The 23,689-nt window shown below is 64.7% G+C and carries 20 protein-coding genes; 5 read left to right on the top strand and 15 right to left on the bottom strand.

The genetic code is table 11. The features are described from left to right. The first annotated feature begins 81 nt into the window (after positions 1-81). Positions 82-1,275: an aromatic ring-hydroxylating dioxygenase subunit alpha gene (locus tag WJU21_RS11885; protein WP_346323653.1), complete on the top strand. Its 1,194-nt coding sequence runs from the start codon at positions 82-84 to the stop codon at positions 1,273-1,275. A gap of 101 nt (positions 1,276-1,376) precedes the next feature. Here WJU21_RS11885 and WJU21_RS11890 read toward each other — a convergent pair whose 3' ends face one another. The 7 genes from WJU21_RS11890 to WJU21_RS11920 all read right to left on the bottom strand — a co-directional run bounded on the left by WJU21_RS11890 (position 1,377) and on the right by WJU21_RS11920 (position 11,246). After that, a complete protein-coding gene (locus tag WJU21_RS11890) occupies positions 1,377-2,615 on the bottom strand; it encodes a cytochrome P450 (protein WP_346323654.1) in 1,239 nt (412 codons plus the stop codon). 192 nt (positions 2,616-2,807) lie between these two features. Further along, entirely contained in the window at positions 2,808-3,626 is an 819-nt protein-coding gene (locus WJU21_RS11895) for an ion channel (protein WP_346323655.1), read from the bottom strand. A 95-nt stretch (positions 3,627-3,721) separates the two neighbouring features. Next, positions 3,722-4,216, bottom strand: coding sequence for a nuclear transport factor 2 family protein (locus WJU21_RS11900; protein ID WP_346323656.1), 495 nt, complete (start codon positions 4,214-4,216; stop codon positions 3,722-3,724). Positions 4,217-4,228: 12 nt separating this feature from the next. Next, the gene (locus WJU21_RS11905; RefSeq protein WP_346323657.1) at positions 4,229-5,128 is read right to left on the bottom strand and encodes an SDR family oxidoreductase; all 900 of its coding nucleotides are present in this window, start codon (positions 5,126-5,128) and stop codon (positions 4,229-4,231) included. A gap of 162 nt (positions 5,129-5,290) precedes the next feature. After that, positions 5,291-6,682, bottom strand: coding sequence for an aspartate aminotransferase family protein (locus tag WJU21_RS11910; protein WP_346323658.1), 1,392 nt, complete (start codon positions 6,680-6,682; stop codon positions 5,291-5,293). Between the two features lie 163 nt (positions 6,683-6,845). Continuing rightward, positions 6,846-9,470 carry an MMPL family transporter gene (locus WJU21_RS11915; RefSeq protein WP_346323659.1) on the bottom strand — a complete coding sequence of 875 codons (2,625 nt, stop codon included), beginning with the start codon at positions 9,468-9,470 and terminating at the stop codon, positions 6,846-6,848. 78 nt (positions 9,471-9,548) lie between these two features. Beyond that, entirely contained in the window at positions 9,549-11,246 is a 1,698-nt protein-coding gene (locus WJU21_RS11920; RefSeq protein WP_346323660.1) for a sensor domain-containing diguanylate cyclase, read from the bottom strand. Between the two features lie 170 nt (positions 11,247-11,416). On the opposite strand from WJU21_RS11920, the gene WJU21_RS11925 reads away from it, so the two are divergent. Then, positions 11,417-11,977 carry a VOC family protein gene (locus WJU21_RS11925; protein ID WP_346323661.1) on the top strand — a complete coding sequence of 187 codons (561 nt, stop codon included), beginning with the start codon at positions 11,417-11,419 and terminating at the stop codon, positions 11,975-11,977. Positions 11,978-11,981: 4 nt separating this feature from the next. On the opposite strand, the gene WJU21_RS11930 is transcribed toward WJU21_RS11925, so the two are convergent. After that, positions 11,982-12,503 (bottom strand): nuclear transport factor 2 family protein, encoded by a 522-nt coding sequence (locus tag WJU21_RS11930; protein WP_346323662.1) that lies wholly within the window; start codon positions 12,501-12,503, stop codon positions 11,982-11,984. A gap of 123 nt (positions 12,504-12,626) precedes the next feature. Between WJU21_RS11930 and WJU21_RS11935 the strand changes: the two genes are divergently transcribed. Continuing rightward, entirely contained in the window at positions 12,627-13,118 is a 492-nt protein-coding gene (locus WJU21_RS11935; protein WP_346323663.1) for a ferritin-like domain-containing protein, read from the top strand. A gap of 4 nt (positions 13,119-13,122) precedes the next feature. Here the strand turns inward: WJU21_RS11935 and WJU21_RS11940 are convergent, their stop codons facing one another. From WJU21_RS11940 to WJU21_RS11970, 7 genes are all read right to left on the bottom strand, one after another. Next, positions 13,123-13,590 (bottom strand): CreA family protein, encoded by a 468-nt coding sequence (locus WJU21_RS11940; protein WP_346323664.1) that lies wholly within the window; start codon positions 13,588-13,590, stop codon positions 13,123-13,125. A gap of 78 nt (positions 13,591-13,668) precedes the next feature. Next, complete coding sequence (locus WJU21_RS11945; protein WP_346323665.1) at positions 13,669-13,878, bottom strand: cold-shock protein; 210 nt, start codon at positions 13,876-13,878, stop codon at positions 13,669-13,671. Positions 13,879-14,063: 185 nt separating this feature from the next. Further along, on the bottom strand, positions 14,064-14,897 hold the full coding sequence (locus WJU21_RS11950) for a type 1 glutamine amidotransferase (protein WP_346323666.1): 834 nt from the start codon (positions 14,895-14,897) through the stop codon (positions 14,064-14,066). A gap of 9 nt (positions 14,898-14,906) precedes the next feature. Continuing rightward, positions 14,907-16,094: an iron-containing alcohol dehydrogenase gene (locus WJU21_RS11955; protein WP_346323667.1), complete on the bottom strand. Its 1,188-nt coding sequence runs from the start codon at positions 16,092-16,094 to the stop codon at positions 14,907-14,909. An 11-nt stretch (positions 16,095-16,105) separates the two neighbouring features. Beyond that, on the bottom strand, positions 16,106-17,500 hold the full coding sequence (locus tag WJU21_RS11960; protein ID WP_346323668.1) for an aldehyde dehydrogenase family protein: 1,395 nt from the start codon (positions 17,498-17,500) through the stop codon (positions 16,106-16,108). Further along, positions 17,500-18,867 (bottom strand): glutamine synthetase, encoded by a 1,368-nt coding sequence (locus tag WJU21_RS11965; RefSeq protein ID WP_346323669.1) that lies wholly within the window; start codon positions 18,865-18,867, stop codon positions 17,500-17,502. Before WJU21_RS11965 ends, WJU21_RS11960 begins: the two co-directional genes overlap by 1 nt. A gap of 61 nt (positions 18,868-18,928) precedes the next feature. After that, positions 18,929-20,425 (bottom strand): amino acid permease, encoded by a 1,497-nt coding sequence (locus WJU21_RS11970; RefSeq protein WP_346323670.1) that lies wholly within the window; start codon positions 20,423-20,425, stop codon positions 18,929-18,931. 313 nt (positions 20,426-20,738) lie between these two features. On the opposite strand from WJU21_RS11970, the gene WJU21_RS11975 reads away from it, so the two are divergent. Next, positions 20,739-21,917, top strand: coding sequence for an MFS transporter (locus tag WJU21_RS11975; RefSeq protein ID WP_346324058.1), 1,179 nt, complete (start codon positions 20,739-20,741; stop codon positions 21,915-21,917). Positions 21,918-21,993: 76 nt separating this feature from the next. Further along, positions 21,994-23,394: an aromatic ring-hydroxylating dioxygenase subunit alpha gene (locus WJU21_RS11980; protein WP_346323671.1), complete on the top strand. Its 1,401-nt coding sequence runs from the start codon at positions 21,994-21,996 to the stop codon at positions 23,392-23,394. The last annotated feature ends 295 nt before the right edge of the window (positions 23,395-23,689 follow it).

Raw genomic sequence — 23,689 nt, forward strand, 5'->3', positions numbered from 1 at the left:
ACCACGCACGGCGGGAGAGGTCGTGCTATATCGGTGCATGATTCGCGGGCACGAGCCGCGCTCAGGAAAACGAGGATATCCATGTCTAGAGAGAAGCTGGTCGAGATCGTCCGCCACAATATCGCGCACCACAAGGCGGGCACCATGGAACAGGCGCCGGGCGTCTACAAGGTGCCGGCGTCGGCCTACACGGACGAGGCGCGCTTCAAGCGCGAGATCGACCTGATCTTCAAGCGCATGCCGCTGATGCTGGCGCCCAGCGCCGAGGTGCAGAACCCGGGTGACTACAAGGCGATGACGCCGTTCGGCACACCGGTGCTGATCACCCGCGGCAAGGACGGCAAGGCCCGTGCGTTCCTGAACGCCTGCGGCCATCGCGGCGCCCAGTTGCGCGACTGCGGCACCGGCAAGGCCAGCCGGTTCGTGTGCCCCTATCATGGCTGGACCTACAACAACGAGGGCGATCTGGTCGGCGTCGCCGCCAGCGACGAGTTCGGCGAGTTCGACCGCAGCGAATACGGGTTGCCCGCGTTGCCGACCATCGAGCGTGCCGGCCTGATCTGGGCGGTACTCGATCCGCACTCGACCATCGATATGGAGGCCTTCCTGTCGGGCTATGACGACATGCTCGCCCACTTCAATTTCGACAAGTGGCACCTGTTCGACTCGCGCGTCCTGCGCGGCCCGAACTGGAAGGTGGCCTATGACGGTTACCTGGATTTCTACCACCTGCCGGTGCTGCACAAGAACACCATCGGCGGCGCCCGTTCGCCGCAGGCCAATTATTATGCGTGGGGTCCGCACCAGCGGGTGACCTCCCCCGACCGTTACGCGCATCTGGACAACATGCCGGAGAGCGAGTGGCCGATGGAAGACATCATGACCGGCGTCTGGACCATCTTCCCGCATATCTCCATCGCCTCGTTCAAGGGCGGCGGGCGCGGCGTGATGATCTCGCAGCTGTTTCCGGGCGAGACTGTCGGCGAGTCCTTCACCACCCAGTACTACATGATGGAATCCGAGCCCGATCAGGCCGGCAAGGACGGTGCCCGCAAGCAGTTCGACCTGCTGGAGAACGTGGTCCGCGACGAGGACTACAAGACCGGCCTGCAGGTGCAGGAATCGCTCGGTGCCGGCGCCCGGACTCATTCGCTGTTCGGCCGCAACGAGTGGGGCGGACAGAAATTCCACGGCTGGGTCCAGCGCCTGCTGGAGACTCCCGACGACCAGCTCAACGCGCTGTTCCAGCAGCCCGAGCGGCAGGCGGCCGAATAGGGTTTCAAGGACTTGGCTGATGGGCGCGGGCCGCAGGGTTCGCGCCCATTTTCTTGCAGCCCGTTAGTTTGACGCCGCAATCGACGCAGCGTCGGCGTGTGTCATGTCGTCTTGCGGGTCGTCGCCGGGTCCCACACCAGCGGCAGGTCTCGAACGCAGCCGACGATGCCGCCCATGCATTCGATCTCGGCGCCTGGCGCCAGGCTGAACTCAGGAATGCGCGACAACCACTCTTCCAGGGTGATGCGTATTTCCACCCGCGCGAGCGGCGCCCCCACGCAATGATGCGGACCTTTGCCGAAGCCTGAATGCCTGTGCGGCGGCCGGGCGAAATCAACCTTCATCGGGTCGGCATTCTGCCGCTCGTCAAGGCCATGCAACTGCGTCGGCAATACCATCATGTCGTCCTTCTTGAGGGTGACGCCATGAAAGTCGGTATCGCGCGTGACAAGCCGGCCGATGGTGACCAGCCCATACCGGCGTACGAGTTCCTCGACGGCTGCGGGGATCAGCGACTTGTCCGCTGCGAGCCGTTGCCGGTCCTCCGGGTTTCGCGCCAGATACAGGAACAGATAGCCGAGGAAATTGACGACGGTGTCGAGGCCGGCGATCAGGATCTGCGTGATGAAGTTGATGCACTCATCGAAGGTCAGCTCGCGCCCGCCGACCTTGGCGTTGACGATTTCACTGAAAAAATCATCTCCCGGATTGGCCCGGCGCGCCTCGATATAGGGCCGGGCATAGGCATCGAACGCCTGCCTGATTTCCTCATAGGTCATGGACCCGTCCGGCCGTACGAGTTGATCGGACAGGCGCTTCAGCTTTGTCGCATCAGCGAGGGGCAAGTCGACCATGGCGAGGAAAACCCGCACTGGGAACTGCTCGGCATAGGCGGTGATGAGATTGCAGGCGCCGGAGGCCCGCACTGTCTCGATCAACTCTACCGCGATCGAGCGAATGGTCGGCTCCAGGCCACGGATCCGGCTTGGCACGAAGCCCGGATTGATGACATTCCGGTAGGCGCGATGCTCCGGCGGATCGAGCGTGGTCGGCAGCATGTTGTGCAACTCGCCGATCGAGCGAGGCACCAGGATGATACGATTGGAAAATGTCTCGTAGTCGTTCAGCGCGCCGGTCAGGGCATCGCCGCGCAACGCTATCCAGTGACCGCCGTTGCGCGGAGTCCACATGACGTTGTATCTGGCCTCGTCCTGGATCGCTTTCCATGCCAGATGGAAATCCGCCGAAACGTTTGCCGGATTGTACATGTCGATATCGACGACCCGGTCGTCGGGCACATAGGCTGGCTTGGGCGTGAGACCATGATCATGCAGGGCCATCTGTCTCTCCAATCGGTTGGCCGGACGCTGCTGGCCGCAGGCCGGTCTGGGCTTGCGCCGCTGCCATGGGACGCGCCGGGCCCGTATTGAACGCCGAGGTTGCCGCCCATGTCAAAAATCGTGGGACGCGGCAGGGAAACTCCGTCACACCGGCTGCCGTTCGCCTGCGATTCCCACGGCGCCGCGGCGGCTTCATTCGTTCTCGTATTCGATACGGATGCTGGCGCCGCAGGCCTTGCAGTGCACGGCGTCCGCTTCATGGCGCATCAGCCCGCAGTACGGGCACGGGTGTCGGACCTTCGGCGTGCGCATGGTGACCTGGACCAGCCGGAAGAACAGCGAGACGCCGCCGATCATGATCAGGATCGACAACAGCCGTCCCCCAAACCCCGGCAGGACGATGTCCCCGTAGCCGGTGGTCGTCAGCGTCGTGACGGTGAAATAGAGCGAGTCCATATAGGACGCAACCGCCGGCACGCGCGCCGCGAACCCGCTGTGCACCAACGCCGTCATCATGAAGATGAATACGGTGAGATTGGCGATCGCCTTCGCGGATTCCGCCAGATGGCTGTTCATCCAGCGGCCGTGGCCGATGATGCGCCAGAATGCCTGCCCGTTGATCAGCGAATAGGCGCGCAGGATGCGCAGAAAGCCCAGATTGGCCGCATAGACCGGGATGACCAGCGACAGCAGTACAATGATGTCCGCCCAGACGATGGGCCGCGACACCCACTTTCTGAAATTCCCGTACGCCCAGGCCCGCGCCACAAGGTCGATCAGCAGGACCGCTGCGATGACGTAATCGATGACGAGAAACAGGGGGCCATGCTCGAGGAACGGAGACACGATGAAGAACGCGATCAGGGCGGCGTCGAACACCAGGAGCTTGGCCTGGAAACGGATCGATTCCTTGGACTTGCCGAAGTAGAGCGTGTTCAGCCTGGTCTTGATCGACTTCACGGCATCCTGCCTGTCACCGAGCGCACGGCGCGGCTTTCTGCCTTTGGCCACCGCAAGCCCCGGCTCGACATCGCAGATCTCGGCCTCTGACGTCTGGCGGCCCAGCGTTCGGGTTCCAATGCCAAGCCAGCCTGCACGGAGCGCTCCTAGTTCTTGGGCGGGAACTCGCCAGGGAAGCCCGCCGAGAAATGCCGTTCCGGCCACATGAACTGCAGGCTGGTGCGGGCGATCTTCCACGCGCCAGCCACCTTGCGGTATTCCTCGTCATAAAGTCCCAGCCAGATGAAGGGATGGTCGTTCTTGGGCCGGCTGGTCACCAGGTCGAGCAGGTAGCGGCGGCCCACGGCGCTGGTCGGGCCGGTGAGTTCCACCCAGTGATGCGAGTTGGCGTGCAGGGCACTGAATGCCTCGCCGCCCATGTCCTCCTTCACCTGGGCGAAGTTTCGGCGCAGTTCGTCGCGGCCGTTCCAGGTGCCGTAGGGGCCGAACTCGCACAGCGCATCCTCGGTGAAGATGTCCACGAGCCGGTCCAGATAGGCGTGGTCCTGCAACTGGGAATAGAGCAGGCCCAGCTTGCGGATGTCGTCGATGTCCAGCAGGGCGCGCAGCCGCTTGATCTCATCGGCGGTGAAGTCGCTCATTTTTCGTTCCTTCTAGTCAAGGTCCATGCCGTCCATGCCGGCGTTCTTGCGCGCCTTGGCGACCAGCCGTTCCACCACCGGCCCTAGGTTTGTCGGGTCGGCGATGGGTTCGGTGATGGGACCGCGGTGCCAGCCTTCGGCGATGGCGAGGATGCGGCCCGATGCCTCGAACATGCGGCCGGTCACGTCCTTCGATTCCGTGCTGGCCAGCCAGGTGACGATGGGCGCGATCCAGAACGGGTCGCCCTGTTTCTTCTCTTCCTCGGTGCGCTCGCGCAAATTCTCGGTAAGGCGGGTCAATGCGCCGGGCGCGATGCAGTTCACCGTGATGCCGTAACGGCGAAGTTCGCGTGCGGCGATGATGCTGAACGCCGCGATGCCCTGCTTTGCCGCACCGTAATTGGTCTGGCCGATATTGCCGTAGATGCCGGACACCGACGAGGTGTTGATGATCCGGGCATCGACCGGCTCGCCGGTTTGCTTGGCCACATCGCGCCAGTGGGCGGCGGCGTGATGGGCGGGGCCGAAGGTGCCTTTCAGGTGCACCCTGATGACCGCGTCCCATTCCTCCTCGGTCATGTTGACCAGCATGCGGTCGCGCAGGATGCCGGCATTGTTGATCACGACATCGAGCTTGCCCCAGGTCTGGACGGCCTGGTCGATCATCCGCTTGGCTGCCTTGAAGTCCGACACGTCGTCATAATTGGCGACTGCGTCGCCACCTGCGGCCTTGATCTCGTCCACGACCAGTTGCGCCGGCGTCTGATCGGCGCCAACGCCGTCGGCCGCCGCGCCCAGATCGTTCACCAGCACCTTGGCGCCATGTTCGGCCAGCAATTTGGAATATTCACGACCGATACCGCGTCCCGCGCCCGTGACCACACAGACGCGCCCCTCGCAGAGCCTGCTCATGCTTTCCCCTTTCCGTCCCCGTTTGTCCCGCCCGGGCGAGATCGGCCCAGGTGCTCGCGCCGCCTGCCGGTATTCAACCGGACCTGGGCAGCTCAAGACAGGCCAGCATGATTGCCCGGGTGAACGGGCTTTGCAAAACCCTTTATCCGTGAATCTCTGCTCTCACGCCGCGCCTGCACGAGCCTTGATGCCACCACCGGCCAGCGTGCGGCCAAGATCCCAGATCGCGCCGGGAACACGGTGGGCGTCGGCGATCGCCGCGTTGAATCCGTCCCGGATCCATGCTCGGTCCACATCCGTGATGGTCAGGGGCGGCAGCAGCTTGATCACGTTCATGTTGTCGCCCGCCACCTGCGACAGGATCCGGTGATCCTGCATCAGCGGAATGATGATCATCTGGCAGAACAGGCCCTTGCGCGCCTGCTCCAGCAGCGCCCAGGCCGCTTTCAGGGTCAGGCTTTGGGGCTTGTCGAACTCGATCCCGATCATCAGGCCCTTGCCGCGCACCTCCTTGACGAATTCGTGCCGCCCAACCATGGCGGCGAGGTCGCCAAGGATCGCGTCGCCCATCACGTCGGCGTGGCGGATGAGGCCCTCGGACTCGATGATCTCAAGCGTGGCAAGCCCGGCCGCCATGGCCATGTCGTTCTTGGCGAAGGTCGAGCCGTGGACCACGGCCCGGTCCATCCGGTCGAAGACCTTGTCATAGACCCACTTCTTCGCCGCCACCGCCCCCACGGGAATGAACCCGCCAGACAACGCCTTGGCCAGCAGCACCATGTCGGCGTCCACGTCCCAGTGCTCGATGGCAAGGAACCGGCCGGTACGGCCCACACCCGTCTGGATTTCGTCGGCGACGAACAGCGCGCCGTGCTTGTGGCATAGCCGGGCGGCCTCGCGCAGATAATCGCCGGCCGGCATGTTCACGCCCTTGCCCTGGATCGGCTCGACGATGAAGGCCGCCACGTCGCCGCGCGCCAGTTCCGCTTCCAGCCGCTCCAGTTCGTTGAACGGCACGGCGGTGCATCCCGGGAGCAGCGGTTCGAAGCCGCCCCGGTAATTGGCGTCGCCATTGAGCGACAGCGCACCGTTGGTCAGACCGTGAAACGCATGTTCGCAGAAGATTATGCGCGACCGTCCGGTCGCGAAGCGTGCGAACTTGATCGATGCCTCGACGGCCTCGGCGCCGGAGTTACAGAAGAACATCTTTTCCATGCCGGGCATGTAGGCCAGCAGCCGCTGGGCCAGCACGCCGGCCAGTACCGGCACGTCCATCTGGACAAGATTGGGCAACTCGCCGCCCAGCACTTCCTGAAGCGCGGCGATCACGGTCGGATGGTTGCGTCCTATGGCGAATGAGCCGAAACCGCTGAGCAGATCGAGATGGGCGTGGCCGTCCTGGTCGTAAAGATACTGGCCCTTGCCGCGCACATAATTGCGGTCGAAGCCGATGGTGCGCAGCACCCTGACCATCTGTGTGTTCAGGTACCTGTTATGAAGGTCGTATTTGTCCGGGCCGTCGGTGGACAGCAGCCGGGCGAGATCGAGCGTCATTCCATTCCTTCCAAGTCCGGCGCGCCACTTTCGGCGTGAAAACTAGCACGGCGGCGCACGCCGGAAGACTCCGAAATTCTTCTCTTGTCGACGGCGAATGGGCGCTGCCGCAGGGCCTCGGGCGGCTATGGGCATTGGCGGATCATTCCGGCCCGCCAGCTGTTCAAGCGGCCTTCGTACCGGGGTCTTCGCTGTCGTTTTCCGGCGCGCCGCGCGGCGTTCCCAGCAGGGCCGGCTCGAAGATCAGCGCGCAGATCAGGGTCCAGACCAGCGAAATTACCAGCACCTTGCCCATGCTGGCGGTGCCGGGATGGTCCGACAGCCACAGGCTGCCGAAGGCGGCGCCGGTTGCCAGCGCGCTGAACAGCACCGCGCGTGCCAGGCTCGATTGCAGCAGGTCCTTCTCGCCCGCCCGCCAGGCCATGACGAAATAAATATGGAACGCGACGCCGACGCCGAACAGCAGCGGGAACGCGATGATGTTGGCGAAGTTGATCGGCAACTGGATCAGCACGCAGGTGCCCAGCGTCAGGAACCCAGACAGCACGATGGGCGCGAGCGTTGCGGCCACTTCGGTCACGCTGCGCAGTACCGCAAGCAGCAACAGGGTAATCGCGATCAGCGCCAGTATGCCCGCCTGCACGAAGGCGCCCGAAATGGTATCCCCGGCCTCGATCACCGAGATCGGCGGTCCCGACGCGTCCGGCGCCACCGACTGGATGGCGTGCGCGAATCGCTTCAGCGTGGCGTTGTCGTTGCTGTCGCCCGTGGGGAACACCTGGATGCGGGCGCGGCCGTCCTCGCTCACCCAGTCGCGGACCAGATCCTGCGGCAGATCGGCCATGGTGACCGGCTGGGCCATCAGCGCGGCGCGGGTCTGGTCCAGCAGGACCCTGAAGGGCTCGATCAGCGCCTTCTCGGCGATCACCCGTCGCTCCGCAGGGCCGTCCACCAGCGTCTCGAGCGCGCCGGCGAGCCGCAGTGCATTGGCGGCGTCATCGCGTCCCACGGCCGCCGTGCGCAGCGAACGGGCGGTCTCCGACAGGCTGGCGGCGGTCTCGGCATCCGTGGGCGGCGGGGCGGCGTCCATCGGATTGAGTGTCGGATCGAGCAGGCTGGCCGTATCGCCGATCAGCGCCAGCTTGGCGTCCTGGTCCGCGGGCACGAAACTAGAAATGGTAATGGCCTGTGACACCTCGGGCAGAGCTGCGAGCTTTTTCCCCAGGGCCGCAGCCTCGTCCGGGCCGGGCATCAGCACGTCGATGGTGTTGAGCGTCCGGTCTGGATCGCTCATCAGGTCGTGCAGGGTGGCGACCGCCTCGCCGTTCTGGTCGCGCAGGTGCAGCGGGTTGAAGTCGAACTTCACCAGCGGCAGTCCCGCAATACTGGCGGCCATCAGCAGCCCGAAGGTCCACAGCACCAGTTTGCGCCGACGCAGCAGGAACGCATCGACCGGCGCCAGCGCCTTGCGCCCGACTTCCAGCGATTGCAGCGGCGAGCGGAACAGCAGCAGCAGGGCCGGCAGCAGCGTCACGTTCAGCGCCAGCGCCACCGCCATACCGGCGGCGGCGATGATGCCCAGTTCGGAAATGCCCACATAGGAGGTCGGCAGGAAGGCGAGAAAGCCCAGGCAGATGCCGGCGGCGGCAAGGGTCAGGGCCCCGCCGAGAGCGTCGGCTGCGCGCCGCAGCGCCAGCTTCGGATCAGGCTCGGTCAGGCGCTCCTGCCGGAACCGGACGCTGAGCTGGATGCCGAAATCGATACCCAGGCCGACGAACAGCGGAATGAAGGCGACGGAGATCAGGTTGAACCGCCCGACGGTGACCAGACCCAGCGCCATGGTGATCAGCAGCCCGGCCATGGTGGTCGTCATGATGGCGGCAACGGTGCGCAGCGAACGGGTGGCCAGCCACAGCATCAGCAGCATGCAGCCGATGATCGCCGTGCTGACCAGCCAGATATTGTGGGCGAGCGAGGCGAATTCCTCGTCCTCCATGGCGACCGAGCCGGTCAGACGCACGGTCACGCCATGGTCGGGATCCAGGCCCAGGTCGCGTGCGCTTTCGCGGATCGCATCAGACGCCTGCTTGCCGGGCATCAGCGACTGATAATCCAGTCTGGGCTTCACCAGGATGAAACGGCGCAGCGGCGCCTGCAGGCGCGAGCCGCCGCCATCGCCCAGTATGGCCTGCCATGAGAAATAGGCGGGCCGGCCGGCGTTCACCGCCTCCATGGCGTCGGCCAGCGCCGCAAGCGGCTTGTCGATCTGCGCGAAGGTGGTCTCGCCGCTCCTGATGCCCAGCAGGGCCGCATTGAATACATCCATCACGCCGCGCAGGCTGGGATCATAGGACAGTTGGCCCAGAAAGGGTTGGGCGGCGACCATCGCATCGGTTGCCTGCTCCACGTCTTCGACCGAACCGTAAAGCAGCGCGGCATGAGAGAAGAACGCACCCCCGTCGGGGCGGCGCACACCCGCAAAGTTCGTGGTATCGGCCTGCAGCCGTTCCTCGAGCCGGGCGGCGGCGCTTTCGGCGAGTTCCGGAGTTTTGGCATCGATCACCGCCACGATCAGGTCACCGACCTGCGGGAACGCCTTCTCCATGGCAATATTGCGCATGCGGTAGTTGACGTCCGAGGCGATCAGTTCCTCGGTCTTGGTGGTCATTTTGAAATGGCCAGAAACATACCAGGCCGCCAGTGCGCAAAGGAGCACGGCGGCGAGAGCGACGAGCGCAGGGTGGCGGCAGCTGAGCGCGACGGCGCTCGGAACGGGCGATAGCCTCAACGGCCTGTTACTCCGGTGGCTTGCGATTTGGTGGAGTGTATATAGCCGTCCCGGCGGCCGCGAACCACGGGAACGTGTTCAGCCCGGCACGCCCTCGTTGGGAACGTCCTTCAGGCTGCCGGCAACCACGACCCGATTCCTGCCGGACTGCTTGGCCTGGTACATGGCCTTGTCTGCCTGACGCAGGACCGCGTCGGGCGAACTGCCGTGCTTGGGGTAGGCGGCGACGCCGATCGACATGGTGATCGGCGAGATCAACTTGCCGTGGAAGGGGACTTCCAGTTGCTCCAGCGCGCGCCGGAGGTCTTCGGCGCGCTCCCGGGTCTGGTCCAGCGAGGTGCTTGGCATCACCAGAACGAACTCCTCGCCGCCGTACCGGCAGGCGATATCGCCCTTGCGGACGCTGGCCACCAGCACCTGGGAGACGGCGCGCAGCGCCGCGTCGCCGCCGTCATGGCCGTGGGTGTCGTTCAGCAGCTTGAAGTGGTCCAGGTCGCCGACAATGACGCCAACGCCCTCGGCCGAGCGTGACGCGCGTCCAAATTCCAGCACCAGCGCCTCCTCGAGATAGCGCCGGTTGAACAGGCCTGTCAGCGGGTCGCGCAGTGACATGACGCGCAGCGCCTCGCGCAGCCGGTAATTGGCCAGCGCCAGCCCCAGATTGCTGGACAGGGTGCTGAGGCCTTCGTCAAGGCCCGCGGCCGCGGCTTCGCCTTCGATATAGAGCAGGCCGACAATGCTGCCGCGTCCGAGCAGGGGATAGCAGGCGTAGCCGCCGTTGAAATCGGGATGCTCGTGCTGGCAGCGCACCTCGCGGCCGCCCGCCGGCACCAGGTGAACCTGGCTGCGCCGCAGCGCCCAGCAATCGTCGGGCGCGAAACCCGGTTCGGTGCCCACGGCGTCGCCCCAGCTGGCGATGGCGCTCAGCATATTCTGCGAGTTGTTCATCAGGAACAGGATGCCGGCACGGCCGGGGACGATCTGCGGGGCATAGCTGCCGACGATGTCGCTCAGTTCCTGGTCGGTGGTTGCCTCCTGCAGGCGCTGGACCATGCCGTTGAGCAGGTGGACCGAGCGGGTGCGGTCCTCCAGCGCGGCCGTGATATCCTGCATGGCGATCTCGCGGTCGCGGCCGGTTTCGATCTCCCGCTCCAGGGTCTCGCTGGCGTTGCGCAGCCGGTCGATGAGTTGCTCCCGCTCGATCTGCAGCCGCGTGCTGCTTTCGATCCAGCGGTGCATGTTGCGCCCCGCCACCGCAAGCACCGCCGAGAACGCCAGCAGGAGCAGCGCCATCTCGACCGACCTGCCATCGCCGATGATGAACAGCATCATCGCCATGGGCAGGATGGCCGGCAGTGCGAACCCGTAGAATGCCGGCATATAGGTGGCGTTGCCTACCATGGCGCCGGCCGTCATGCCGCCCAGCACGAACACCACGAAGACGTGGAATCCCACATCGTTGGTGATGAAGACGACCGAGCCGGCCAATCCCCACAGGCAACCTGTCGCCACCGCGCCGCTGACGAACCGGTGTCGCCACGGAGCCGTTTCCAACGTCTCCTGGTCGGCGGCGGAGAAGCGCTGCCACAGATGCAGGCGCCAGGCGGCGATGATGATGAACGCCACGATCCAGCCGACCAGCAATGACGCCGGATAGACGGGCGACAGCGCCGCTGCGGTGATTCCGGCGGTGACCACGTTGAGCAACGGGATGACCGGCGTGCGGTACATCATTCTTGTCTGCTCGAGACGGACCCGGCCCTCGAGCGCTAGCATCGTGTCGTCTGGCACCTGATCCCCACGCCCTTACTGCACGCTTATCAACCTCCGATTGTAGCAGATATTCCCGGCAAGGGGAGATTCCCGGCGCGCCGATACTATTCAGCCGTCCGGACCGTCTCTACAGTACGTTTATGAAACAATCGTCAGAAAAGGGGAGACGTACGATGAGGCCAATCCTGAACGCCGCCAAGATCATCCAGAACTGTTATATCGTCCGGGATCTGGAGGCGGCCTGCAAGCGGCTCAACCAGATGTACGGTATCGGTCCGTTCATGGGCGGCCAGGCCGGATCGCTGACCGAACACACCTATCGAGGCCGGCCCGAGGAGCCCATCGGAATCCGCGGCGTCTTCGTCCAGTCGGGCGATCTCAACATCGAACTGGTCGAGTTGACCTCGAAGACGCCCAGCGCCTTCCACGACATGTTCCCGAACGGCGAGGAAGGCTTCCATCACGTCGCCTGCTTTACCGACGATTACGAAAAGGAGCGCGACGCCTTCGTCGCCGCCGGCTATCCGCTCGCCAGCGAGTTCATCGCCGTGGGCAAGAAGTTCTGTTACATCGACGCCCGCGACCCGCTGGGCCACATGATCGAACTTTATCCGCAGCACAAGACCGTGCGCGCCATGTATCAGAAAACCCGCGACATGGCGGCCAACTGGGACGGCAAGGAACTGATCGTTCCCTGGGATCTGACCGGCTACGACATCGAGGAAGGTCTCTGAACAGCTAGAGTTCGTCGGCCATCACCAGGCCGGCCGTGGCGAACTTGCTGGGCTCTACGGAATAGGCTTCCGTATCTTCCACCATTGGCCGGATGGTCTCGAAGTACCAGCGGCCGTCACGGAACACGAAGTCGTCCTGATAATAGCCCAGGATACGGAAGAACTGGACCGTGCCGTCCGGCGTGTTGCCGGCATAGACCATCATCATCCGCCAGTAGCCGGTCGCCCGGTCGCCGGTCACGGTGATGTTGGGGTTCGTCACCATGTGCTGCGAATTGCGGATCCGACCCGAATTCGCCAGCCCGTCGAAAAAGACGCGGCGTTCGGCGTGACCCTTGGCATCGACCTCCATGGCGTCGCATTTCCAGCGGCCTTCCGGCACGAAGATGGCCTCGAGCGAATCGGCGTTGTGGTTGTCGTCGCACCCGGCGCAGTAGCGCGACTTCAGGTTCATGATCTCGGTGACGGCTTCCACCCGGTGCAACCGCTCCAGCAGCGCGTTCACGTCCAGCGTTTCGATGTTCATCTGAATTCCCCTGTTTCCCGTATGCGTTAGATCAAGCCCAATCGCCAACCGAGTCAACCGTCAACCACGCTTGTTGGCGGCGCCGGTCCGGGATATGTTACCGGTAGGAAACAGGAGAGAGCCATGAGCCCGCTACCCGCCACGATGCCGCAGACTTCTGAAGCGGCCTTCGCCTATATCGGCACCATCGAGACACCCAGTGTCGACGACCTGAAGCTGATGGTCTGTCTCGAGGCGAGTGGCCAGAGCTTCTACGACGCCCTGGCGGCAGGGGCGCCGTCCGAGGAAATCGGCGCGCTGCTGAAGGCCAATGGGCGTGAGGAAATGGCCCATGCCAGGCGATTGCAGACCGCGATTCGCATTCTCACCGGCGAGACGTTCGACATTCCGACGCCGGATACCAACCCCTACGATACCGCGCCCGCAAGTCTTCGGGTCGACGTGGCGCTGCTTGAGACCATGGCGGCGGGCGAGTTCGGCGGCGAGGTGATGTACGAGGGATGGGCTGCCCGAATCGGCAACGAGGAAGTGGCGAAACTGCTGCGCCAGAACGGCAAGGAAGAACGCCGGCACGGCGAAAGGGCCGAGCAGGCCAAGGCGCTGATGGCCGCCTGATCGGCTACCTTGCCGGTCTGCTCCAAGGCATGATCGGCACGGTGGAGATCGAGTTCTTCGGCGACCCTTCAACCAGCTTGTCCGAATAGCTCAGGTAAACCAGCGTGTTGTTGGCCCGGTCGTAGAACCGGACGACCTGCAGTTTCTTGAACAGCCATGACCGGCTTTCCCGGAAGACGTTTTCGCCGTCCTTTGGCGTCCCCTTGAACGTGATCGGGCCGATCTGGCGGCAGGCAACGGACGCGTCGGAGGTATCTTCGGCCAGTCCGATCGCGCCCTTGACGCCGCCGGTCCTGGCGCGGCTCACATGACAGACCACGCCGCCGACCTTGGGGTCGCGGAAACTGTCGACGCAAACCTTGTCGTTAAGCAGTCCCAGGCCACGGAACGTGGTGGAGACGCAGCCCACTTCCTCGGCGTGGGCCGGGAATGCGAGGCAGGACAGGAAGAAAATCGGTAGCAGGACGCGCATGCCGCATCCTGTCATGGAGCGCCGGAAATGACAAAGGGCGCCGACAGGCGGCGCCCCTTGCCGTAATCCGGTTGAGACTCAGGCCTTCTGAAGGTTTTCGGCCGAAGTCTTGCCGCGCTTGGGATCGCGCTGCTCCTCGTAGGAAACCTTCTCGCCTTCGTTGAGGCTCTCCATACCGGCCCGCTGGACGGCTGAAATGTGTACGAACACATCAGGGCCGCCAGAGTCGGGCTGAATGAAGCCATAACCTTTGGTGCTATTGAACCACTTCACGGTACCGACGGGCATCGGCTTTCTCCAATCAATAAGTGGCGCGACGTCGGACGAGCCGCGCATCAACCTGAACGATTGGCAGCAATCCATACCCAAACTTGGCGAGACGATCGGCAAACCGCAGCAGCATGACGCAAGAATGATGGGCAGCCTCGCGCGCCAACGCAAGCCAGAATTGCAGGTTGCGCATTACGAGGTCATTATTCTTCCGAAATGAATCGCATCCAGTTGGCCAGATCGCGCAGCCTTTCCGCCGGATCGAGCACGTCGGCGTCGACGCCGAAGACCCATCGATCGCCCGCGGTGCCGCCCCGATCGAACGAGGCGAAGGTGTCGGCGGCCAGGGCCGCAGCGGCCTCGGTCTGGAAGAACCCTTCCTCGACCAGGCCGGCGGTATAGCGGCGCATGGACGCCGCGATTTCGCCGAAGGTGTATTCCGGGTGATATTGCACGCCCCAGAACGCGCCGGCGCCCACCTGGAAGGCGGCGGCCTGCACGCGAGTCATGGAATTATAGGCCAATATCCGGGCATTTTCGGGCAGTGCAGTAACAATATCCCGGTGGACCGCGATGGCGTCGAATACGCTCGGACGGCCCTCGTAGAGCGGGTGGGCGCGTCCGGATTCGGTCAGCAGGATCTTGCGGGCAAGGCCGATCTCGCGGCCCAGCGGGTTCTTCAGCACCGTGCCGCCGGCCGCCACCACGCCGACCTGCAGACCCCAGCAACTGCCAAACTGGGGCACGCCCGAGGCAAAGCAGGTGCGGCAGAATTCGAGCTGGCGCTCGACCTCCGGCCCGCCGTTGTAGACGTTGAGCGACGAGCCGGTCCAGGCAATGCCGTCATAGGCTTTCAGCGCCGCCAAATCGGGCAGGGCCGTGTCCGGGTCCGCCGGAAACGCCACGCCGAGGGTCAGGTCTCCCCTGATTCGGCGCAGTGATTCGGCATAGAGCAGGTTGGCCTCTCGCCCCCGCGCGGCAACGGCACGCCGGCGGCCCTCGGCGGTGTTGCCTTCGACGATGAGAATTTTCGGCATGTCGCGTTCTCAGTGGAGTTGGGCCGCGTCTTCGATCCGGCCGGAAACGGCGGCGCGGAAAATGCCCTCGAGGACGGACGCCGTCACCGCGATGGGGTTGCCGCCAGCCGACGGGTCGGCTTCGGCGAAGCGGCCGATCTCTGCAGCGCGGCGCGCGTCGACGCCGATTTCCGCCAGGGTGTGCGGAATGCCGATTCGGTCCCGCAGATACAGCACCTGGGCCATCACCGAATCGAAGCCGGGATGGGAATGGGCAAGCACGGCAGCCAGATGGCCCATCTTGCCCTCGATCGCAGGGCGGTTGTGCATCATCACATAGGGCAGAACGACGGCGTTGGTCAGGCCATGATGGGTGTCATAGAGCGCGCCGACCGGATGGGAGATGGCATGAACCGCGCCCAGTCCCTTCTGGAATGCCGCGGCGCCCATGGAGGCGGCGGTCAGCATGCGCGAGCGGGCCAGGATGTTGCCGCCGTCCTCGACGGCGCGGGGCAGGTGCTCGACGATCAGCCGCATGCCTTCCAGCGCGATGCCATCGGCCATGGGATGAAAGCCAGGCGCGCAGAATGCCTCGAAACAATGGGTAAAGGCGTCCATGCCGGTCGCCGCGGTGATGTGCGCCGGCAGCTTGACGGTCAGCTCCGGGTCCGAGAGGACGATGGCCGGCAGCATCTTGGGATGGAAGATGATCTTCTTCTCGTGGAGGTCCTCGTTCAGCACAACGGCGGCGCGGCCCACTTCCGAGCCGGTGCCTGCCGTGGTCGGCACGGCGACGATGGGAGCGATGCCGTCAGGATCGGCGCGGGTCCACCAGTCGGCGATGTCCTCGAAGTCCCAGATCGGCCGGGTCTGGCCGCTCATGAAGGCGATCGCCTTGCCCGCATCCAGCGCCGATCCGCCGCCGAAGGCGATCACGCCGTCATGGCCGCCCTGCCTGTAGGCTGAGACGCCGTTGTCGATGTTGGCGCCTACCGGGTTCGGCTTGATGTCGCAGAACGCTGCCGTTTCGATGCCCTGACGCCGCAGATCCTCCAGCGCCGCCTGGGCGATGGGCGATGGCAGCAGCCCCTTGTCGGTGACGAACAGCGGCCGGTCGATGCCCAGCGTCCGGCAAGCCTGCACCAGTTCCTTGATGCGGCCGGGACCGTGCAGGATGCGCGTCGGATAGTTCCAGTTGCCAGTCAGCGAGTCGCTCATGGTCGGTGTCCTCAGCGCGTCGTGGTGCGCAGATGGAAGGATTTGGGCCGGGTCAGGGCGTGGTAGCCCAGCGCCGACAGGGTGCAGCCGCGGCCGCTGTCCTTGACCCCGGTCCAGGCCAGCGCCGGATCCAGATAGTCGCAGCGGTTCATGAACACCGTACCGGTGTCGATCCGGCGTCCGATCCGCTCGGCCGCCTCGACGTCCTCGGTCCAGATGGCGGCGGTCAGACCATAGGCGCTGTCGTTCATCATCCGCACGGCCTGTTCGTCCGACGTCACTTTCATGATGCCGATGGCGGGGCCGAAGGTCTCTTCGGTCATGATCCGCATGGCATGATCCACGTTGACCAGTATCTGGGGCGCCAGATAGGGCGTTCCAGCGGCGTCGGCCGGAAAGTGCGCCGGGTTCAGCAGCGCCGAGGCGCCCTGCTTCACGGCCTCGTCGATCTGATCGCGCACGAAGGCGGCCGCCGAGGCACGCACCATGGGGCCCAGCGTGGTGTCCGGCTGCGTCGGATCGCCCAGGACATAGTTCCGGGTCAGCGCACACGCACCGGCGACGAAGTCGTCGAACAGGCGCTCGTGTACATAGATGCGCTCGATGCCGCAACAGCTCTGGCCCGAATTGAACATTGCGCCGTCCACCAGGTTCTCGATAGCGTGCGGCAGGTTGGCGTCGGCGCGCACATAGGCCGGGTCCTTGCCGCCCAGCTCCAGCCCGGCGGCGGCGAACTTGCCGGCCAGCGCCCGCTGCACCGCATGGCCGCCTTCGACCGAACCGGTGAAACAGACGCCGCCGATCCGCCTGTCGGCGATCAGCGCTGCCGCGTCGGCATGGCTCAGATGGAGGTGGGTGAACACGCCGCCCGGCAGGCCCGCGGCGTCGAAGGCCTGGGCGAAGCGTTCGGCGCATAGCGGCGTCTGGTGGGAGTGCTTCAGGATCACCGCGTTGCCAGCGGCCAGCGCCGGGATCACCGCGTTCACCGCCGTCAGATAGGGATAGTTCCACGGTGCGATCACCGCGATCACGCCCAGCGGCTCATGAGTGACGTACCGCTTGAAACCTTCCTTGGGCCCCGGATCGAGCGGCGCGAGTGCATCCTCGGCCAGCTCGATCATGGCGCGCGCCCGCTCCTCGAAGCCGCGCACTTCGCCGGGCGTATAGGCGATGGGACGGCCCATCATCCAGGTGAGTTCTGTGGCGATCTCCGGCCCATGGGTCACGAAGGCGTCAACCGCCTTCGACAGCAGCGTCTGGCGCTCGGCCAATGGCGTGGCCTGCCACGCACGCTGGCCCGCGAGGGCCTCGTCCAGCGCGGCGTCGATGGCGCTGGCTTCCGCCAGCGGACGCTCCACATAGACGCGCCCGTCCACCGGGCTCACGCAGTGCAGGGTCGCAGCCATCAGATGATCTCGAAGTAGCGGGCCAGCTCCCAGTCGGTGACCGCCTTTCGGAACTCACGTTCCTCCCAGTCGCGGGTCGCGGCGTAGTGTTCGACGAAGGCGTTGCCGAACAGGTCGCGCGCCGCTCGTGACTTATGCAGCCGTTCGGCCGCTTCCGTCAGGGTGCGCGGCAGGCTGCGCGACGCCGGGAAGTCCAATTCGTAGGCGTTGCCGGTAACCGGGTCGTCTGGCTCGACCTTGTTCTCGATCCCCCACAGGCCCGAGCCGATGGCGCAGGCCAGTGCGATGTAGGGGTTGATGTCGGCGGCCGCGACCCGGTACTCGATCCGCTGCGCCTTGGGCGATCCGCCGATGACTCGCAGCGCGCAGGTGCGGTTCTCCACGCCCCAGCTTGCCTGGGTTGGGGCCCAGAAGCCGGGAACAAGCCGGGTGTAGGAATTGACCGTTGGCGCGACCATGGCGAGCAGTTCGGGCATCAGCTGCTGCTGACCGCCGACGAACCACCGCATCGTGTCGGACATGGCGTGTGGCATTGCCGGGTCGTGAAATGCCGGCGTGCCGTCCTTGCCGGTCAGCGACACATGCAGGTGCCCGCTCTGGCCGGGCCAGTCGGGCGACCACTTGGCCATGAACGTCGCCATCCAGCCGCGGTTTTGCGCCAGGATTTTCACGAAGGTCTTGAACAGCGCCGCCTTGTCGGCGGCGGCCAGGGCCACGTCGTGATTCAAGGCTGCCTCGATGACGCCCGGTCCGGTTTCGGTGTGCAGGCCCTCTATGGGGAAATCCATGGCCGCGGCCATGTCTAGCAGTTCCTTGTAGAAGTCGGCATGTACCGTACTGCGCAGCATGGAATAGCCGAAATAGCCCGGCGTGATGGTCTTGAGGCCCCGGTAGTTCTTCTCGCGCACCGAATGAGGTGTCTCATCGAACACGAAGAATTCGAATTCGGCGGCGGCGCGCACGCCGAAGCCCAGCTTGTTCGCCCGGCCCAGCACACCCCGCAGCACGCCGCGCGGGCAGACGCCTTCGGCCTCGCCGGCGAACTCGCCGAGAAACAGCAGCATGTCGCCTTCCATGGACACGGCGCGGCAGCTGTTGGGAACGATGCGGACCATGGCGTCCGGATAGGCCGTGTGCCAGCCCGTGACCTTGACGTTGTCGTAGAGTTGGTCGTTCGAATCCCAGCCCAGCACCACGTCGCAGAAGCCGAAATCGTTGTCGAGGGCCGAGAAGAACTTGTCCTTGCTCATATATTTGCCACGCATGACGCCATCGACGTCGAACACGCCGACCTTGACGTGGGCCAGCCCCCGCTGCTCGACGATCGCCCTGGCGTCGTCGGCGGTCTTCACCTGTCTTGGATCCATGAGTTCCGCGTCTCGTCCGGTTGAAACGGCGCGATGCAAGGACACCGCGCCGAAAAGCCTATCAGTCGCTGTGCCCCGGCGCACCCTTGGTCATGGCGAACTCCTCCTCGGGCGACAGCACCAGCCGGTGCCGCCCGAACACCGCGAAATAGAGGATCATGATCGCGTAATAGCAGGCGGTGGCGATCACCGGCGTGCGGAAAGCCGGGTCGGTGACCTGGAAATAGATGGTCACCAGCCCGATCAGCATGGTCGCCACCGCGCCGGGGATGCCGAACGGGCTGCGATAGGGCCGCTCGATGTCGGGCATGTTGATCCGCAGCAGAATGAACGAGATGGCCTGGTAGATGTAGGACAGCATGGCGCCGAACACGGCCATGTTGAGCAGCGTGGCGCCGATCAGCGAGCCGCTGTCGTCGGGGTAGAGGAACCAGATGGCCAGCATCACCGCCATGCCGACCGCGCTGCCCGCGATCAGCGCGGCATGCGGCGTCTTGTGCTTGCCATGTGTGATCGACAGGCCCTTGGGCAGGTAGCCTGCCCGGGACAGCGAATAGATCTGCCGTCCGAATGCATACATGATCGCGTGGAAGCTGGCGATCAGACCCAGAATGGCCGCGAGCGCCAGCAGATTGGCGATGCTGGTGCCGTACATGGACCGGAATCCGTCGAGCAGCGGTTCGCCTGATTCCTTCAGACCCCACGAACCCGGCCCGATCGAGGCGTTGAAGAACAGCACGCCGAAGCCGGTCAGGATCAGGGTGAAGATGCCCAGCCGGATGCCCTTGGGCATGTCGCGGCGCGGGTCGACCGATTCCTCGGCGGCCAGGGGAAGCTGTTCGATGGCAAGGAACAGCCAGACCGCGAAAGGCAGGGCGCCCAGGACGCCGTGATATCCGTCGGGGAACCATGGCCCGCCGCCGTCCGGCAACTCGATCAGCGTCCCGTCGGGACCGACACCGATATTCATGGCCCAGCGGCCGAAATCCGCATGGGGAATGGCGCTGACGAAAAAGATCACCAGCACCGCAAGCGCCACCAGGGTGACGAAGACGGTTACCTTGAAGGACAGTTCCACGCCGAACAGGTTCATGCCCAGAAAGATCAGGTACCCGGCCAGCCAGTAGAACGGCTGGAACGAGGAGGGCGTCCCTAGGATCGCCTCCACGTAACTGCCGATGAAGAACACGATCACGGCCGGCGTCAGGATGTACTCGATATTCTCGGCGATGCCGGTGATGAACCCGCCCCACGGCCCCATCGCCGACCGCGCAAAGGAGTAGGCGCCGCCCGTATGCGGCAGGGCCGGCGACATTTCGGCAATGGAGTAGGTCAGACCGAGATACATGATCGAGATGAGGATGGTGGCGACGAACATCGAGCCCCAGCCGAAAGCCAGGCCGAAGTTCCACCCGGAGAAGTCACCCGAGATGACGGCGCCTACGCCCAGCGCCCACAGCGAAAATACCCCGGCATATCGCCGCAGCCCGCGCCGCTCGAAATACTGACCGTCGACCGTATTGTAGGAAACGCCATGCGTGCCCTTGATCTCGCTCATCTCGCGTTCCCCCGGCTGATGGCAGACGAACGGGTGACCCGCTCCGGCCCCGAAACGAAAGCTTCGGGACCTTGCGAGGGAGAGTCAATGTTCGGCGTGATCCGACCGACCAGATGGGTAACGAATTGGTCGCCGCGGGAACAGCGGCCGGGCGGCGTGCCGACGGCCAGAGACGTGCATCATAAATTACAAGACGCCGCTCTTACCGATGGGTAACATTCCTGTGGCCGAGTGCCGCGCCGGCGCCGGAATGGGGAGTGACGGGGATGCGATACGCTGTTTCCAGCTTGCGTACAGGGGCAATCGCTTGACGGTGGCAGAGGCGGCGCGCGTCGATCTTCCGCCGGGTCGCTGGCGCGGTCTTGCGCCGATTATATTTCTGGCCGTCATCATGGGCGCGGCCATCGCCGCATCCATCGGCATGGCATTCAACATCGAGGCCATCGCCAAGCGCTTTGGCGGCAGCAACGCCGCCTATGGCACATTGGCGACCGTCGAGTTGCTGTCGATCGCCGCGGGCACGCTGGCGGGCAGCCGCCTTGCCGGCCGGCTCGGGCCACGCAACGCGGCGTTTGCCGGCATGACGCTGGCGGCCGCCGCCAATTTCGGCGGCATCTTCACCGGCTCCATCGACCAGCTCATGGTGTTTCGGGTGCTTGCGGGCCTGGGCGGCGGCAGCGTGATCGCAGTGGTCATGTTCATGGCCGGGCGCAGCGACCGGCCCAATGTGCTGTTCGGCGCCCTGAACAGTTCGGTGGGCGTGCTGGGCATATTGCTGTCGATCGCCTTGCCGCGGCTGATTGGCGCCTACGACATCACCGGCGCTTATGGGCTCTATGCGGCAATGGCCGTGCTGGCCCTCGGTTTCATCGTCACCCTGCCGGGCCGCGCCGCGCCCGTGGAAGGCGAGGGCGACCAGAAGGCGCCGTCGCTGGGGATGCGGCAATGGCCGCCGCTGGTGGGGTTGGGCGTGATCTTTCTGGGGCACTCGGCGCTTGCGATCTTCATCGTCCGCATCGGCGTTGGTACCGGCGTGCCCATGACCACGCTGGGCTATGTGTTCGTGGCGGTCAGCGGCTTGTCGGTGGTGCTGCCCGTCCTGTCCGGACTTTACGGCGTCAAGGTGCCCGCGGCGCTGTTCGCCGGTGTGGTGCTCGCCATGCTTGCCATCTCGGCCAACATCATGGCCAACGCGCAGGACCTGCCCATGTTCATCATCGGCGTGGCGCTCTATGCCACCTTGCCCACGGCCATGATGCCCGTCGTGCTGACCGCATTTGCGCGGCAGGACCCCAGTGGCCGGCTGGCCGCGGCCAATCCGGCCTTCGTCACCCTGGGCGCCGCCGTTGCGCCCATCATCAGCGGCCGGGTCATCGACATCGGTGGCTATTCGCTGGTAGCCTGGATGTCGACCGCCTGTTTCCTCCTCGGCGCCCTGCTGCTTGCGGCGACCCTGTTTTCGGCCGACCGGGCGAGACGCGCGCAGGCGTGACTCTGATCCGTCTTCATGGTTAGCTTGCGTACTTGTATCGCAATGACGACCATGTTTGCCGATTGGGGAGATGACGGTGAATAAGCAGGTTAAAGGCGGCATGAAGCCCGGGGAGGCGCGCAGCGTCGGCCCCAGCGTCCAGCAGATCATCGATCGGGACGGCGACAATCCGCCCGAATGGTTCCACTCGGAATCCTGGGAATATCAGGGTGACGAGACGCTGACCGTCGAGCGCTACATCAGCCAGGACTATCACGACCTGGAAATGGAGCGGATGTGGTCGCGGGTCTGGCAGATGGCGTGCCGCGAGGAGGAAATCCCCGAGATCGGCGACAATGTGGTCTACGACATCGGCAACTTGTCGTTCATCATCGTTCGCTCGGACGACAACAGCATCAAGGCATTCAAGAACGCGTGCCTGCACCGCGGCACCCAGCTTCGCGCCGAGGACGGCTCGGTCACCCAGTTCCGCTGTCCGTTCCACGGCTGGACCTGGAACCTGGACGGATCGCTGAAAGAGATTCCCTGCAAGTGGGATTTCCCGCATGTGGATGAAGCCCAGTACAATCTGCCCGAAGTGAAGGTGGGCACCTGGGGCGGCTTCGTGTTCATCAACATGGACAAGGACGCCATGCCGCTCGAAGAGTGGCTGGGCGTGCTGCCGCAGCACTTCTCCAGTTTCCCGCTGGAGCGCCGTTACATGACGGCGAATGTCCGGCGCATCATGCCGTGCAACTGGAAGGTGGCGCAGGAAGCCTTCATCGAATCGTATCACGTGGTCGAGGCGCACTCGCAGGCCATGCCGGTGACCGGCGACGCCAACACCCAGTACGATCTCTACGGCGACCGGATCAGCCGGCTGTATACCCAGGGCGGCGTGACCAGTCCGCACCTGACGCCGCTCTCCGAACAGGAGATCGCCAACATCATGATGCAGTCGCCCAAGCTCAAGGAGCGGGGCGGCGCGCTGCCGTTGAAGCCCGGCGAAACCGCGCGCAGCCGCTACGTCAAGGTGATGCGCGAGGAACTGGAGGAACGCTTCGGCGCCGACCTCTCCTCGCTGAGCACCACGGAGATCCTCGATAACATCGAGTACTTCCTGTTCCCCAACTTCTTCCCCTGGTTCAATTTCAGCCTGCCGCTGATCTACCGGTTCCGGCCCAACGGCAACGATCCGGAAACCTCGATCATGGATGTGATGCTGCTGCATCCGGTGCCGGACGACGGGCCGCGCCCCGATCCGGCGCCGCTGAATGTCCTGCGCCCGGACCAGTCCTTCAACGAGGCGCCCGAACTCGACCAGATTTCGGCGATCTTCGAGCAGGATGTCTCCAACATGCCGCGTGTGCAGAAGGGCATGAAGATGCTGGAGAAGGGCGTCACCCTGGGCAATTACCAGGAATCCCGCCTGCGCCACATGCACCGGCTGCTCGACCGGTACATCGCCACGCCGCGAGGCGAGCCGCTGAAGAGCTAGCTCGAACCATCCGGATACGGCTTCGACTTCAGCCCCGCGGCTTGCCGCCGCGGGGCTTCACCTTGTCCATCGCCTGAGCGTCACCCGAAGGGCGGCGTCCCATGCGCGCAGCTTTCCGGAGAACGGGCCGCATCGCGCCGATGCTGCACCTGGGTTCTGACGGGCGGCCAACAATTTCAGCCGGCCCGAACGACACCTTTCACAGGCCACCGGACTGACGAGGTGAAGCGCAGGATCGCGCCCCGCTGGACGGGGCCAGAGCAGGTCCGATTCCGCTACACGCGGTGGGAACCAA

It is taken from the genome of Emcibacter sp. SYSU 3D8, from assembly GCF_039655875.1.
GTDB lineage: Bacteria > Pseudomonadota > Alphaproteobacteria > SMXS01 > SMXS01 > RI-34.